The 14,951-nt window shown below is 64.3% G+C and carries 11 protein-coding genes; 7 read left to right on the top strand and 4 right to left on the bottom strand.

The genetic code is table 11. The annotated features are described in order from the left end of the window. Positions 1 to 2: 2 nt before the first annotated feature. Positions 3 to 926: a LysR family transcriptional regulator gene (locus RUH75_RS12305; protein WP_313806273.1), complete on the bottom strand. Its 924-nt coding sequence runs from the start codon at positions 924 to 926 to the stop codon at positions 3 to 5. An 11-nt stretch (positions 927 to 937) separates the two neighbouring features. On the opposite strand from RUH75_RS12305, the gene RUH75_RS12300 reads away from it, so the two are divergent. Genes RUH75_RS12300 through RUH75_RS12290 form a run of 3 tightly spaced genes read left to right on the top strand, consistent with a single transcriptional unit; the run spans position 938 to position 4,496 of the window. Beyond that, complete coding sequence (locus RUH75_RS12300; protein ID WP_313806271.1) at positions 938 to 2,563, top strand: carotenoid oxygenase family protein; 1,626 nt, start codon at positions 938 to 940, stop codon at positions 2,561 to 2,563. Continuing rightward, a complete protein-coding gene (locus tag RUH75_RS12295; RefSeq protein ID WP_313806269.1) occupies positions 2,560 to 4,002 on the top strand; it encodes an MFS transporter in 1,443 nt (480 codons plus the stop codon). The genes RUH75_RS12300 and RUH75_RS12295 overlap by 4 nt, the downstream gene beginning before the upstream one ends. A gap of 11 nt (positions 4,003 to 4,013) precedes the next feature. Continuing rightward, positions 4,014 to 4,496: a DUF3237 domain-containing protein gene (locus RUH75_RS12290; RefSeq protein ID WP_313806267.1), complete on the top strand. Its 483-nt coding sequence runs from the start codon at positions 4,014 to 4,016 to the stop codon at positions 4,494 to 4,496. A 607-nt stretch (positions 4,497 to 5,103) separates the two neighbouring features. Here RUH75_RS12290 and RUH75_RS12285 read toward each other — a convergent pair. Continuing rightward, positions 5,104 to 5,952 (bottom strand): FadR/GntR family transcriptional regulator, encoded by an 849-nt coding sequence (locus tag RUH75_RS12285; protein ID WP_313806265.1) that lies wholly within the window; start codon positions 5,950 to 5,952, stop codon positions 5,104 to 5,106. Between the two features lie 79 nt (positions 5,953 to 6,031). After that, positions 6,032 to 8,890 (bottom strand): TonB-dependent receptor plug domain-containing protein, encoded by a 2,859-nt coding sequence (locus RUH75_RS12280; protein WP_313806263.1) that lies wholly within the window; start codon positions 8,888 to 8,890, stop codon positions 6,032 to 6,034. Positions 8,891 to 9,240: 350 nt separating this feature from the next. Here RUH75_RS12280 and RUH75_RS12275 point away from each other — a divergent pair, with 350 nt between their 5' ends. The 4 genes from RUH75_RS12275 to RUH75_RS12260 are packed head-to-tail and all read left to right on the top strand — an operon-like array spanning position 9,241 to position 14,036. Further along, positions 9,241 to 9,687, top strand: a complete 447-nt coding sequence (locus RUH75_RS12275; RefSeq protein ID WP_313806261.1) for a type II 3-dehydroquinate dehydratase — start codon at positions 9,241 to 9,243, stop codon at positions 9,685 to 9,687. Continuing rightward, positions 9,687 to 10,979 carry an MFS transporter gene (locus RUH75_RS12270; protein WP_313806259.1) on the top strand — a complete coding sequence of 431 codons (1,293 nt, stop codon included), beginning with the start codon at positions 9,687 to 9,689 and terminating at the stop codon, positions 10,977 to 10,979. The genes RUH75_RS12275 and RUH75_RS12270 overlap by 1 nt, the downstream gene beginning before the upstream one ends. Further along, on the top strand, positions 10,969 to 13,047 hold the full coding sequence (locus RUH75_RS12265) for a PQQ-binding-like beta-propeller repeat protein (protein WP_313806257.1): 2,079 nt from the start codon (positions 10,969 to 10,971) through the stop codon (positions 13,045 to 13,047). The genes RUH75_RS12270 and RUH75_RS12265 overlap by 11 nt, the downstream gene beginning before the upstream one ends. Beyond that, a complete protein-coding gene (locus tag RUH75_RS12260) occupies positions 13,044 to 14,036 on the top strand; it encodes a ThuA domain-containing protein (protein WP_313806255.1) in 993 nt (330 codons plus the stop codon). The genes RUH75_RS12265 and RUH75_RS12260 overlap by 4 nt, the downstream gene beginning before the upstream one ends. A gap of 207 nt (positions 14,037 to 14,243) precedes the next feature. Here RUH75_RS12260 and RUH75_RS12255 read toward each other — a convergent pair whose 3' ends face one another. Beyond that, entirely contained in the window at positions 14,244 to 14,567 is a 324-nt protein-coding gene (locus tag RUH75_RS12255) for a hypothetical protein (RefSeq protein ID WP_313806253.1), read from the bottom strand. Between the last annotated feature and the right edge of the window lie 384 nt (positions 14,568 to 14,951).

Below are 14,951 nucleotides of genomic sequence, written 5' to 3'. Positions count from 1 at the left end.
CGTCATTTGTTTGCGGAAGAGGCCGGGCGCGCGAGGGGCTCGACCGCACGGGGGTGGGCCGCCATGGTCGTGCGGATGCGGGCCAGCAGCGCTTCCTCGTGGACTTTGGAGAGATTGGGAGAGCACACCATCTGCACCTCCAGCGTGACCGAAGGTTCGACGATTCGGCACGCGCCGAGCGTGCCGTCCTCGATCTCGTTGATGAACATGGCGCAACACGCCACGGTTTGGGAATTGCCATGCAGCACGAGTGCGCGCCGCAATCCGCCAGGTTCCAGTTCCTGCGCAATGTTCAGGAAGATACCCTGCCGCGCCGCCTCGCTGTCGAGCATCTGGCGAGGCAGGTGATCCTTCGGCCCGGCCGTCAACGTATAGCTGCCAAGATCGGCAAAGCTGACTTCCTGTCCGCTGTTCAGACCTGGGCCGACCAGGTGCAGATGTTCGCGATAGAGCGGAATAGTGCGCAGGTCGAAAAGCTTCTGCGACAGGATACAGATCGCGACATCGAGCAACCCGCCACGCACATCCTCCACCAGTTGGGCGGAAAGACCATCGCGGAAAGACACCCGCATCGGCCGTCCATCAATCTCCAAGGCAGAAAGCGACGGGGCAAGCAGTTGCTGGGGCGTGGGCGAAAGTCCGACGCGGATCTCGTCTTTCTCGGACCGCACGAGATTGTGAATACGCGCACGTGCTTCCCCGACCGAGATCAGGATGCGCTCCGCGTCTGTCAGAAAGGCGGCACCGGCCGGCGTCAGTTCGATGCCGCGCGAATGGCGGATCAGCAATTCCGCTCCCAGGTCAAGTTCCAACTGCTTGATCTGATATCCCAATCCCGGCTGGGACACATTCAGGAGCCGGCTGGCGGCGGCAAAGCTACCCGCTTTGGCCACTGTCACGAAATCCCTGAGTTGACGCAATTCCATCTGTGTCTCCCGTGGAGGGGCGCTATCGAACTTCTCTTGGGCTGGCTATGAAAATTCGAAATTTTCGCACCCTGGAGGTTCTGACACAAGACGGGATACGAATGGAGCCCCGAACGGTGGCGGCGAAGTATCAGGAGAGAGACGTGAAGGCCTTCCCCAAGACCCGCAATTTCACCGGCTATTTCGCCCCGTCGCGGGTGGAAGCCGACATCCGGGATCTTGAACTACTGGATGGCGCGATTCCCGCCGAACTGGACGGCATCTTCCACCGCGTCGCACCCGATCCGCATTTCCCTCCCAAGGCGCAGGACGACATCTGGTTCAACGGCGATGGGATGGTGACGGCCTTCAGCTTTCACGATGGTCGCGTCGATATGCGTCAGCGATGGGTGCATACCGACAAGTTCAAGCTGGAAAGCGCCGCCGGGCGCGCTTTGTTCGGTGCTTATCGCAACCCATTGACCGACGAACCGGAAGTCGAAGGCGTCTATCGTGGAACCGCGAACACCAATGTCATCGTGCATGCAGGGAAGCTGCTAGCGCTCAAGGAGGACAGCCCGCCGGTCGCCATGGACCCGGTGACTCTTGAGACGATCGGCAATTGGGACTTTTACGGTACGATGAAGAGCCCGACTTTCACCGCGCATCCCAAGATTGATGCAGCGACCGGTGAATTATTGGCCTTCGGCTACGCCGCAAAGGGGCTGTTGACGCGCGACATGGCCTATTACGTCATCGGCCGGGATGGACGGGTCGTGCACGAAGTCTGGTTCGAATTACCGTATTACTGCATGATGCACGATTTCGGCATGACCGAAGACTATGTCGTGTTCCATGTGGTGCCGATCACGTCCGATTGGGATCGCCTGGAAAAGCGCAAGCCGCATTTCGGCTTCGATACCGACCGCGATATCTATCTGGGCGTGCTACCACGTCGCGGCAAGGTAGAGGAGCTGCGCTGGTTCCGCGGCCCCAACCAGTTCGCCAGCCACGTCATGAATGCCTATAATGTCGGCTCAAAAATTCATTTCGACACGCCGGCGGCGAAGGGCAACATGTTCCCCTTTTTCCCGGACATTCATGATGCACCGTTTGATCCGGTGGCGGCCCAGCCGCGCATGACCCGCTGGACCGTCGACATGCAGGCGAACACGGATGTCATTGAGGCGATGCCGCTGACCGACCTGGTCGGTGAATTCCCCCGCATCGACGATCGCTTCGCCGGGCTGCCGTACCGGCACGGATATCTGCTGGTGCAGGATCGTGAAAAGCCCTTCGAAGTCGGCGATGCCAAGAGTGCTACGGGGATGGTGATGAACACCCTGGCCCATGTCGATCTGGAAACCGGCGATACGGATGTCTGGTGGACCGGGCCGACCAGCTCGCTCCAGGAACCCTGTTTTATTCCGCGTCCCGGGTCCATGGAAGAAGGTGACGGCTGGCTCGTCGTGGTGGAGAACCTGCTGGTCGAAATGCGATCCAACCTTTTGCTGTTCAATGGTCGGAACCTGGCGGCCGGACCGGTGGCAACGATCGCGGTCCCGATCCGCTTGCGCCCGGCGCTGCACGGTAACTGGGCCGATTCGGCTGATCTGCAAGATGCCTTCTGCAGCGAGCTGCACGAGACTGGGGCATGAGCACGACGAAGGCGGGCGCCGGGGACGCGTCCCTGCCAACCGCCGCTGACACCGACGATAACCTGACGCAAGGATGGGGCAGCCGAGGCTATCGTATCTGGGCGATGGGGTTGTTGCTGCTGATCTACGCATCCAACTTCGTGGACCGCGTAATTCTGGCGGCGCTGGGGCCGTCGATCCGAGCGGATCTCAAGATCAGCGGGACGCAACTCGGCCTGCTGGGCGGCATTGCGTTTGCATTATTCTATACCTTGCTGGGTATCCCGATCGCCCGGCTGGCGGAGAGGCGCAGCCGCGTGGCTATTATCGCGGCAGCCACGGCTATCTGGTCGGCGATGACTGCGCTTTGCGGCACGGCCGCCAACTTCGGCCATTTGCTGCTCTTTCGTGTGGGCGTAGGCGTGGGGGAGGCCGGCCTGACTCCGCCTGCCTATTCGCTGATCTCGGACTATTTCCCGGCGCGCCGGCGTGCTTCCGCTTTGTCGATCTTCCTCCTCGGCATTCCCCTCGGCTCGTTCCTCGGCGCCACCATCGGCGGTTGGTTTGCGCGTGAGCACGGGTGGCGGGCGGCGTTCTATGTCCTCGGCCTGCCGGGGATCGCGCTGGCGTTGATCGCGTGGATAACCTTGCGCGAACCACCGCGCGGCGCTTCGGACCCTCGCCACCTGCGGGGCGGCGAAACGCCCTCACTGATGGTCGTGCTCAAATTGCTGTGGGCCAAGCGCTCGTTTCGCCACATCGCGATGGCAGCTTCGCTGACCAGCTTTGCCAACTTTGGTAACAACCTGTTCCTGCCCAGCTTCTTCTCAGGCGTGCATCACCTCGACATCGCGACATCCGGCCTTCTGTTCGGTCTTTTGACAGGGCTTGCCGGAGTGGTCGGGACATTCGTCGGCGGCTTCGGCACGGACCGCGCGGGACGCCGGGACCGTCGCTGGACCCTGTGGCTGCCCGCGATCGGCCTGCTGGTGGGGGCGCCGTTCTTCATGATCGGGGTGGCCTTGCCAAACTGGCTGGGCGGATTCCTGCTGATGCTGGTGTCCAGCATGTTCTTCTATAGCTGGTCGCCGGCTCTGAACGGCGCGTTGCAGAACATGGTTACCGCGCGGATGCGCGCTTCTGCAGCCGCGATCCTCTCGGTGATCTTCAACCTGTTCGGAACGGGGCTGGGCCCGGTCTTCGTGGGCTTCTTGAACGACTTCTATGCCCAACGCGCCTTCACGGCGGGATCTTATGCCGTCACCTGTCCGGGCGGAGGGGCACTACCCGGTGCCACACAGATGGTCGTCGATGCCTGTTCGGCCGCCACCCAGATGGGCGTGCGGCTGGCCATCATCACGACCGCCGTGGCCTACTTCTGGTCTGCCATCCATTTCTATCTGGCGGGCCGCCATATCCGCGACGACATCCTGGCGGAAACGCCGAACGCTTCAGCATGAGGAACTCGACGATGGCCGATGCGCCGCACCCTTTCCTGCCCAGCCTTGAACACGCCTTCTCGATCGAGATCACCCTCGACCCGTCCATCCGGGTAGAACCTTCGCCCACCGGCTATTCGCGCGTTGCCGTCTACATCCGCGAGGGCAGGATCGAGGGACCATTGCTCAATGGTCGCGTCCTGCCGATGACCGGCGGCGATTGGGCGCAGCTTCGCCCTGACGGGACCATCGACTTCGATGCCCGATACATGCTCGAACTTGATGACGGTGCCATCGTCTACATGCAGAACCGGGGCTACCGTTGGGCCTCGCAAGAGGCGATGGCGAAGCAGGCGCGGCGGGAGGAGGTGCCATTTGAAGACTATTACATGCGCGTTTCGCCCAAGTTCGAGGTGCAGGTTGGCAAGCATGACTGGCTGACGCGGCATGTTTTCGTGGGCGTAGGCGAAAAGATTCCGGCCGGGAACCGGATTCATTACTTTATCGTGCGCTGACGAGTGGAGTTTCGGTGGTTGTATTTATGGCGGGCGCGAAGGGGCCGGGCGACTTAGAGTTACAGCTTTTAATGCGTGGCGAAAGCGTTCCGGCGAACCCACCTGCGCTGGGTCATGGACTCTCCAGGCGAGGCCTCGCCGCAAACCATATGAGGAAGCGGACGGTCTGGTCCCGGTAACTGCGAAATCGGCGCTGTATGATCATTAAGGGTCGAAACCCACGGAAATGGGCCATCTTGACCTGTTGCATTCAAGGTCTTGCGAAAGCGTAACTGCCATTCACTGGACAAATTGCGGGGCTGTGCATCCCGTTTGGATCAGCGGGTTGGGGTTAGGGAATAGACGGATATGGATGCGATGGGGCAGTTGAGATATTCGGTACGACAGTGAAACGGTTCTTCTCCTTGCTCATGCTCTTCGGAGCGTTGATTGGCCTGTTGGGCCAGGAGGTTGCTTTCGCGTCCGATCCTGCGCATCTGCCCGTGCCCGAAGTCAAAATGACGGCGGCGATGGCGCAGATGGCGCCCGATGCATGGCGATGATGCAGAAAGCAACGCCCGCGCCGCCATTGTGCAAGCGCGCCCGGCCTGCGGGCCGGGTGACAGCCTTACTCGCCCGCTGCGGCGCCTTCGCCGAACAGCCCTTCGGTATCCTGCCGGGCGTGTTCGATCAGGTTGGACACGACCAGTCTTGCCGCCTCGCTGCGCCGCGCGGCGATCGCACGGAACAGCGCCTCGTGGTCGGGGGTCGGATCGCGGCGCACCTCGCGCGCGCGCTTGTATTCGGCGATGTAGGTCACCGACGCACCGATCAGCGAGGCGAGTTTGGAGAGTATTTCGTTATCGGCCGCGTCGAGCAGCACCCGGTGAAACATCTCGTCGGCGGCCTGTCCTTCGGGGCTGTCATGGTGTTGATTTCGCATCACTTCGAGCGCCTCGGCCATCTGGTCGAGATGGCTCTGGGTGCGGCGCTGGGCGGCCAGCGCGGCGGCCGCCGGCTCGATGATCATGCGCACGTCGAACAGGGCGGTCTGGAACACCTCAGGCGGGTTGTTCTGCAGGATCCAGCCCAGCACGTCGGGGTCGAGCAGGTTCCACTGGCTGCGCGGCAGGACCCGCGTGCCCGACTTGGGGCGGATTTCCACCAGGTTCTTCGCGGCCAGCATGCGGATGCCCTCGCGGTAGGCGGGTCGGGAGATCTTGAGCGTCTGGATCGCGGTCAATTCGCTGGGCAGCAATTCGCCGGCCACGTGGCGGCCCTGGATGATCGCGATCCCCAGTTCGCGCGCAACCGTGGCGTGGAGCAGTTCGGCGCTGCCGCCGTGCTCGGTGCGGGGAAGTTCGGCGAAATCGTCGGTGTCGTCCATGCTGGCTATGTTCGACAGATTGAGCGCGCGATCAAGGCGCTTGTCCCGTTTGGACGGTATCGCCGGCAAGTCCGGGCCATTCGGCTTCATCGGCAAGTCCGCATCCGTGCGGCTGCCGAAGGAATGCTGCCCGTCCCGGGCCTGGCCGAGGCGGGCAGCATGATCTTGCTCAGAACTTGGTGCGCAGGCCGATGTTGACGATCCGGCCGAGCGGATTGGCGTTCAGGTTGTCGTAGCCAACCGACCCATTGACGTTGAACACGTTCACGAAGGGCGGCGCCTTGTCGAACATGTTGGTCGCGTCGACATAGACCTGCGCCTCGTTCAGGCCGGCAAGGTTCTTGAAGGTATAGCCAAGGTGGAGGTCCACTGTGGTGAAAGCCTTCACGTCATCGCCGCCGCTGGTTGGCACGCCGTTGGTGCGAACCAGTGCGTTGACCACCGAGGAGCCCCAGTACTTGTAGCTGCCGAGGTGGTTGACGAACACATCGCCCGAGAAGCCGCCGCTCTCGAAGCCCACGTTGAAGCGGCCTTCGAACTTCACGCTCGGGAATGTGGTGTTGAAGCCCGACGTGCCGAGCACCGAGAACTTGGTGCCGTTGGCGCCGAAGAACTGGTCGAACTTCAGCTTGCGGGTGAACGAACCGCCCAGGTTGAAGCGGCCGATCCCGGTATCGAACCGGTAATTGGCCGAAACGTCGAGGCCGGCGACATCGAGGTTGAGGATGTTCTGCTGCTGGAAGTTGTAGCTGAAATAGACCGGCGAATTGATCACCCCGGTCTGCGGCAGCCCGGCGCCCAGCGCCGCGATCTGGGCGCCGGTGGCGCCCGCCGGGTAAAGCTGGAGCAGGTACGACAGGTCGGCAGAACCCAGCGCCAGCGGCGCCTGCGGAGCGGTGATGCCCCCGCGCAGCTTGTTGTTCCAGTACGTCGCGCTGAGGCGCAGCCCCGGAACCTGGACCGGCGTGATGTCGACCCCCACGCTCCAGGCCGTGCCACGCTGCGGCTTGAGTTGGCTGTTGCCGCCTTGGACGAGCACGCCGTTGGTTGACGACTTGAGCGTGCAACTGGTCGTCCCGCAGCTTGCCACGCCAAGGGCGGCAAGCTGAGTGATCGCCGGGAAGTTGGCGATCAGGATGGTGGGCGAGCCGCCCGGGATGCCGGCCGGCACGATCCCCGAAAAACCGGATTCGCCGGTCAGGCCCGAGGCATTCGAGCCGATCGAGGTCAGCGCAGGGGCAACGAAGCTCTTGGCCCAGTTGCCGCGGAACCGAATTCCCCGGATCGGTTCGAAGTTGGCTGCGATCTTGGGATTGGTCGTGCTGCCGAAATCGCTGTAATGGTCGTAACGGCCCGAGATGTTGAGGTCGAGCAGTTCGAACACGCTGCCCTTGACCAGCGGGATGTAAAGCTCGGCATAGGCTGACTGCACTTCGCGCTTGTAGTTGGCGTTGAAGGCCTGCGAGGCCGCGCTTGCCGGGCCGAGGTTGTTGGCCCGGATGTTGTACTGGTCCATCCGGTACCGCACCAGCTCGCCGCCCACGGCAAGCTTGGCCGCGCCGGCCGGCAGCTCGACCAGGTCGCCAGAAACCTTGGCATAGGCATTGGCGATGGTCTGGTGGGCATATTGGAACTGGCGATTGTCGATCAGCCCCGCCTTGGTCGCGGCCGAAGTGCCGCTGCCATAAAGGTCGATGGCATTGGCCGTGGTCAGGGCCTGGGTCACACTCTGCGTCGCCCCGTTGATCGCCGCCGAGGCAAAGCCGTTCAGCGCGAGGTTGAAGGTCGAGGCGTTGAGCTGGCCCTGGTTGGTCTGGGTGGAGGTATCGATGCCGTAGATCCCGCCGAGATTGACCTGCCAGGCCGGGGTCAGGTCATAGGTGAAGTCGGCGTGGAAATAGGTGTCTTCCGCAGTGCCGGCGATGGTGGCGCCGGGGCCGAACATCGCGTCGGCATCCCAGTTCACGGTATATCCGCCGGTGGTGGCGCTGGCGAGCGCGGCGATCGCGTAAGGGTTGACCGAACGGCCCGCGGGCAGGGGCGTGGTGCCGGTGCCGCTGGGGGCAAAGGCATAGATCGTGCCCGAGGCGCCGCCGCGGCTCACATTCTGGACGTTCCTGCGGTTGGAATAGACGAAGTCGCTGTAGAAATGCAGCTTGTCGCCGAAGTCCTTGGTGAACTGGGCATAGACGTTGTGCCGCCGTTCGGACGGCAGCACGTCCCAGGTCCCGGTGGGGTCGCAGCCGGTGGCCGTGCCGGTGGTCGTGGTCGGCAGGGTGGTGCAGCGCGTCGGGGTCTGGTTGGTGCCGCCGAAGGCACGCAGGTCCGAGCGGAAATAGCTGCGCGAGGCCGAGGACAGCGCCGACCGGTTCGAATAGTTGTATGCCAGCAGGATGCTGCCTGTATCGAAGGTGTGGCCCCACAGCGCGCCCGCGGTGAAGCTGTTGTAGCTGTCGCCGAAACCCTTCTGCGCGGTCACTTCGGCGCCGTTGTAATTGCGGCGGGTGATGAAGTTGATCACGCCAGCGACCGCGTCCGAGCCATAGACCGACGAGGCCCCGTCAGCCAGCACCTCGACTCGCTCCAGCGCCAGCGGGGCGATGATGTTGGGATCGGCCAGCACGTGATTGATCCCGCTCGTGGGGATGCGGTGGCCGTTCATCAGCACCAGCGTCGAGTTCGAGGCCGAGGCGCCGAGGCCGTGAATGGTCGGCGCATTGGTGCCCGAACCGTCGGCCGAACCGAACGCCCCCTGCCCGGCGCTCTGCAGGCCGACGACCGAAGGAACGCTCTTGAGCACCTGCTGGACCGTCTGCGCGCCGGTCGATTCCAGGTCCTGACGCCCGACGGTGACAAGGTTGGAGCCCACCGGAGCCACCCCCTTGATGCTCGAACCGGTGACGATGATTTCCTCCGACTCGGCATCGTCGGTCGCGGCAGTGGTTTGAGTCTGCGCGAGGCCGGCGGTGGCGCAGGCCAGTGAAAGCGCAAATACGGAACTGCACGCCGCAAAGCGGAACTTGGTCATGCTTACCCTCTCCCTTTTGTAATCTTGTCTGACCAGATTTGCGACATAGCGACGATGATGTCAAAACAAATGTGATTTGAGCCTAAAACTTCCAGAATATGGGCCGGTGCCTTTGCCATAATGCCGCAATGCACAATGTGGGCGCCGTGAATATCACATCTTGCCAGACAAGATTGGTTGAGGCAGGACTGGTGCAGCGCGCGGACCACGGCATGTCCGGCGGAAGGGAGAGAGCCGGGATCAAGGCGGGCCTGTGCGGCGCCGCCTGCGCCCCGGGCCTGTTGCCCTGCCGCCGTCCAGCCCCCGGAACAATGCGCAGCGCGCTGCGAACGGACGGACGGGATATTTTGATGACGAACACCATTCATGTACTCAACGGCCCCAATCTCGGCCTCCTGGGGGTGCGCGAACCGGCGCTCTACGGGCACGCGACACTGGCCGACGTGGAGCGGGAATGCCGCGCCATCGCCGAGCCGGCCGGCTTCGAGATCGTGTTTCGCCAGACCGACGCCGAGCACGAGATGGTCCATTTCCTCCACGCGGCGCGCGTGGGTGCGGCGGGCATCGTCATCAACCCTGCCGCCTTCTGTTATGCAGGCTATCCGATGCTCGATGCGCTGAAGATGTGCGAATGCCCGATCGTCGAGGTGCACATCACCAACATTCACCGCCGCGAGGCGGAGTGGCGGTCGAAATCGATCATCACCCAGGTGGTCACGGGCATGATCAGCGGCATTGGGGTGGACGGTTATGGCCTTGCCGTGCGGCACATCATGCGGCTGCGGTCCGAAGGGTGATGGGCGGCCGGCCCCACGGCCCGCAGGCGGGAGCGACGCGGGCCCGCGCCGGCGTCCTCGCGCTGGTGACGGGCGCGACCATGCTCAACTATCTCGACCGTTCGGTGATGAGCGTCGCAGCCGCGCCGATGAGCAGCGAGCTGCACCTCTCCCCGGTCATGCTCGGCGCGATCTTCTCCGCCTTTTCATGGACCTACGCGGTCACGCAAATCCCCGGCGGCCTGCTGCTCGACCGGCTGGGCACGCGTTTCACCTATGCGCTGTCGCTCACGCTGTGGTCGGGGTTCACCCTGCTTCACGGCTTTGCTGCCAATATCGCCACGCTGATCTGCCTGCGCATGGGCCTCGGCGTGGCCGAGGCGCCCTGCTATCCGTGCAACAGCCGCATCCTGGCCACCTGGTTTCCGCAGGGCGAGCGGGCGCGGGCCACGGGGGTCTATTCGATCGGCCAGTATTTCGGCCTCGCCTTTCTCAGCCCGGTCCTGTTCTGGATCGTTTCGGCCTGGGGCTGGCGGTCGCTGTTCATCCTGATGGGGGTGATCGGCATCGCCTTCGGGCTGTGCTGGCATGCGGTCTACCGCGATCCGCAGGACAGCACCCGCGCCAACGCGGCGGAGCTTGCCCTGATAGCGGCCGGCGGCGGCATGGCCGCCAAGCCGCCCACCCGGTTTTTCTGGGCCAAGATTGCCCGCCTGCTGCGCCGCCGCCAGATCTGGGGGGCATCGCTCGGCCAGTTCTGCAGCAATTCCGCGCTGGTCTTCCTGATCACCTGGTTTCCGACCTACCTGTCGGCCGAGCGGCACATGGATTTCCTCAAGTCCGGCTTCTACGTCGCCCTGCCTTATATCGCGGCTTCGGCGGGGGTCCTTTCGGGGGGCGTGATTTCCGATTGGCTGGTTCGGCGCACTGGCTCGGCCACGATCGGGCGCAAGGCGCCGGTGGTTGCCGGCCTGCTGTTGATCTCCACCATCGTGGCGCTGACCGGGATTACCGACAACACCGTGCTGATCGCCGTCATGTCGGTCGCCGCCTTCGGGCAGGGAATCTGCAACCTGGGCTGGACGCTGGTGGCCGACGTGGCGCCGGAAGGGGAGGTCGGCCTCACCAGCGGCATCTTCAACCTCTGCGCGAACATGGCCGGCATCGTCACTCCGATGGTGATCGGCGTGGTGGTGCAGGCCAGCGGATCGTTCCGCGGCGCCTTGCTCTATATCGGCGGTGTGGCGCTGCTGGGCGCAGCCTCTTACGTCTTCGTCATCGGCGAAGTGAAGCGTCTCGAACTTGAAGACTGAACCGGAAAACCAGATCGCCCGGCGCGCCGCGCCCGGGCCAACCTTGCGGGAGAACAGGATGAAGCGGGTCTTGCTGGGCGGTGCCAGTGCGCTGTTCATGACCGGGGCAACGGTGGCGCTGGCGGCGCCGGACGGCGATTGGGCGCGACCCAACGGCGATGCCGGCGGCATGCGCTATTCCACCCAGGCGCAGATCACTCCCGCAAATGCCAACCGGCTGAAGCAGGCCTGGGTATTCCACATGAAGCCGCCAGCCGAGGCGCCCCCCGCGCAGCCGAGCGAGGCCGAGCGCGCGCAGGCCGCCGCAGAGCAGGCCGGCCCACCTGCTGGCGCGCCGGGGGCCGGGCCTGCTGGCGTACCGGGCGCCGGGCCGGCGGCCGCGCCGCGGTTCCCCAACTTCTTCCGCAGCAACCGGTTCAGCGCCTCGGAAACCACCCCCCTGGTCATCGGCGGCGTGATGTACGTGGCAACGCCCTACAACCAGGTCGTCGCGCTCGACGGGGCGACCGGGCGCAGGATCTGGACGCGCGACCTGCCCAAGGGCGTGCAGCCCGCGCGGCGCGGGATGGATTACTGGGCGGGCGTGGGCGGCAAGGGCGCCGCGCTCCTGTTCGGCGGCAGCGACGGCCGACTCTACTCGGTCCGCCTGGCCGATGGCCAGCCATCGCCCGGCTTCGGCGAGAACGGCTCGATAAACCTCAAGACCCCGGACGTCATGGTGACCGGGCAGAGCAAGCTTTATTCGATGTCCTCGCCCCCGCTCGTGGTGGGCAACCTCGTCATCACTGGTGCGGCTGTAGGCGAATCGATCGGCGGCGCCACCGGCGACGTACGCGCCTGGGACGTGCGCAGCGGCAAGCTGGCGTGGACCTTCCATTCCGTGCCCCGCGCCGGCGAACCCAATACCGGCACCTGGGCCGCGGGCAGCGATCACAACCGGTCGGGCGTGAACGTGTGGGGCATGATGACCGCCGACGTGCAGCGCGGCATCGTCTACCTGCCCTTCGGCGCCCCGGCGGACGACCGGGTCGGCGTGGACCGCCCCGGCAACAATCTCTACGGAACCTCGGTCGTCGCGGTGAACGCGAAGACCGGGCGCTACCTTTGGCATTTCCAGGTGGTCCACCACGATATCTGGGATACCGACGCCGAAACGCCGCCCACGCTGTTCAACGTCCGGAAGGGCGGAAAGCTCATCCCCGCCGTCGGCATCGAATCCAAGAACCAGCTGCTGTTCGTGCTCGACCGGGTGACCGGCAAGCCGATATTCGGCGTCGAGGAACGCCCGGTCCCGAAAAGCGAGGTCCCGGGCGAGATCACCTCGCCCACCCAGCCGTTCCCGGTCCTGCCGCAGCCCCTGGCGAGGATGTCGATGAGCGCGGCCGAACTGTCCACGATCACCCCGGAACACGCCGAGTTCTGCCGCAAGCTGGTGGCCGACAACAATCTCAGCCTGGGCGGCCCCTACAATCCGCCCACCTTCAATCGCCCGATGGTCTACATGCCCGGCACGATCGGGGCGCTGTTCGGCGGTGCGGTCGATCCGGTGCGCGGGCTCTACATCGTCAACACCACCCCGCTCGGCCAGATCCAGCAGATCAGCCCCAATGGCAGCGGCGGCTTCATCAACAACGGCCCGCTCAACGGCCGGTTCTGGGATCCGAAGAACCGGATGCTCTGCCAGGAAGGATCGTGGGGCGATCTGGTCGCGGTCGACATCAACACCGGCAAGATCGCCTGGCGCAGCCGGCTCGGCGTGACCGACAGCCTGCCGGCCCGGCTCCAGCTGACCGGCCGGCCATCGGCCGGCGGACCGACCGTGACAGCCGGCGGCGTCACCTTCATTGCCGGGACGGACGATGCGCGCCTGCGCGCGTTCGATACACGCACCGGCAAGGAGCTGTGGTCGGATAAATTGCCGGCGGCGGCGCATGCCGTTCCGATAACCTATGCCGCCAGGGGCAGTCAGTACGTGGCGATCGTGGCCACCGGCGGCAGTTTCCTCGGCTCGCCGGTGAGCAGCGACAGCCTGATCGTCTATACCCTTGAACAAGGAGGCCGCCGATGAAGAAAGCCCTGTTTTTGGCGCTGCTCGCCGCGGGCGGAACGGCGCTGGCGCAAGTCGGCAATCCGGGCGGCGCGATCAACGATCGCCTGGGCAATCCCGATTACGGCGTCTGCCGCGGCACCGACCCGCGCTGCTTCCATGCCTGGCCCCGCGCGCAGGTGAAGCAATACCGCGTGCTGCTATATACCCGCACCGCCGGCCCCCGGCATGCCAACCTCGGCACGCCGCTGGGGCCCGGCCTCGACCCCGCGCTGGCCGAAAGCAACGTCGTGCAGCGCGAGATGCTACGAATCGCTCAGGAAAACGGCTGGGCGATCGACTACACCGAAGACCCGGCCCAGATGCTGAACCTGAGCGGCTACAACGCCGTGATCTTCATCTCCACCTCGCGCGAGGCGCTGGACGATGGCGGCAAGACCGCGCTGCGCCAATACATGCGCGCGGGCGGCGGCTTCGTCGCGGTCCACAACGCCTTCGGCACGCTGTACAACTGGCCCTACTACGAAGGCCTGCTGGGCAACGCCAATTTCTTCGATCACGGCCCGGCGCGCGATGGCGACGTGGTGGTGGTAGACGGCAAGGATGCCTCGACCAGCACCCTGCCGCGTCGATGGCGGTTCCATGACGAGTGGTACAACCTTGTCCCCTTTCCCACCCAGGTGCGCTTCCTCGCCACGATCGACGAAAAGTCGTGGGATCCGGCGCAGGACCGGCGCGAAGGCGATGGGCCACCTCCGTCGGGACCGAGTCCGCCCAACCTCCCGCCGATGTCGCGCTATCCATCAGTGGTGGGGCGCAGCCCGGGCCACGGCACCTTCCATCCCGTGGCATGGTGCCAGTATTACGATGGCGGCAAGGTCTGGGCGACCACGCTCGGCCACGATGCCAAGGCGTTCGAGAAGAACGGACAGCCCGGCGCGGCCGAATTCCAGGCCATGCTCGTGGGCGCGATCAAGTCGGTCATGGGCGCCGCCCCGTTCTGCACCTAGTGGTCCGATTCTGACATTTGCATCCCTATCGGCTAGGTGGCGCGCAAATGTCAGAATCTTTTCGGACCACTAGCAACTTTATGATTCTAGTGGATTTTACGATTTCGACATTTGCGGCCGTGCTATCCGGATGGCGGGATGCAAATGTCAAAATCAATCCACTAGCGGCGCGAAGGCGGGGCGAGCGGTTCGCCCCGCCGCACCGGTTCAGGGCCCGTAGCTTTTCGCAAGGTAGGTGACGATGGTGTTGTAATCCTGGTCCTGCACCTGCGCGCCCTTGTCGATCATCTGGTCGACGATCTGGGCCCAGCCCTGGCCATCCAGCTTCTTGCTGGTGATGATGACCGGCGAATGGCAGGCGCCGCAAGTGGTCGCCGTCACCTCGCGGCCCTCACCGGGCGCAAAGGCAGCCAGCGCTTGGGCGGGGTCAAGCGGCGGGGGCGGGGCGGCCGGCGCCGGTTGGGGCTGGGATTGGGCAAGGGCGAGGCTGCCGAGCGGAAGCAGCGCGAGGATGGCCAGCCGCCTCACCACGTAAGGCCTTCATGCCGCCGCGAAGTCGCAAAACAAGCCGTCATCATCCGCATCCCACCTCAATCTATTATCCGAACCAGTCCGTACGCGAAACAGCACGATTCGACAAGCCGCCTGTCCGTCGTCAGAACATTCGGGCGCTGCCGGGCCTACCGAACTCCCCCATGCCTCGGACTCGACTGCAAATATGTGGGCACGGACTATTTCACGTGTCGCAGTTCCAATTTCATCGAGAAAGCTGTGGGGTGCCGTTTCACTTGCCACCGATCGATTAAGCTGCGCCCGATGCGCTCCTAAGTGAGGAATCGGGTTGGAAACATGGGGGTCATCTGGACGGCTCGAAAAACCCTGGCATCTGAAGCGCCGACCTGATTCACTATGGCC

It is taken from the genome of Sphingobium sp. (assembly GCF_032153725.1).
In the GTDB taxonomy this organism is placed as follows: Bacteria; Pseudomonadota; Alphaproteobacteria; order Sphingomonadales; family Sphingomonadaceae; genus Sphingobium.
The sequence above is the reverse complement of the archived record's forward strand: the minus strand, read 5'-3'. Positions and strand labels throughout refer to the sequence as shown.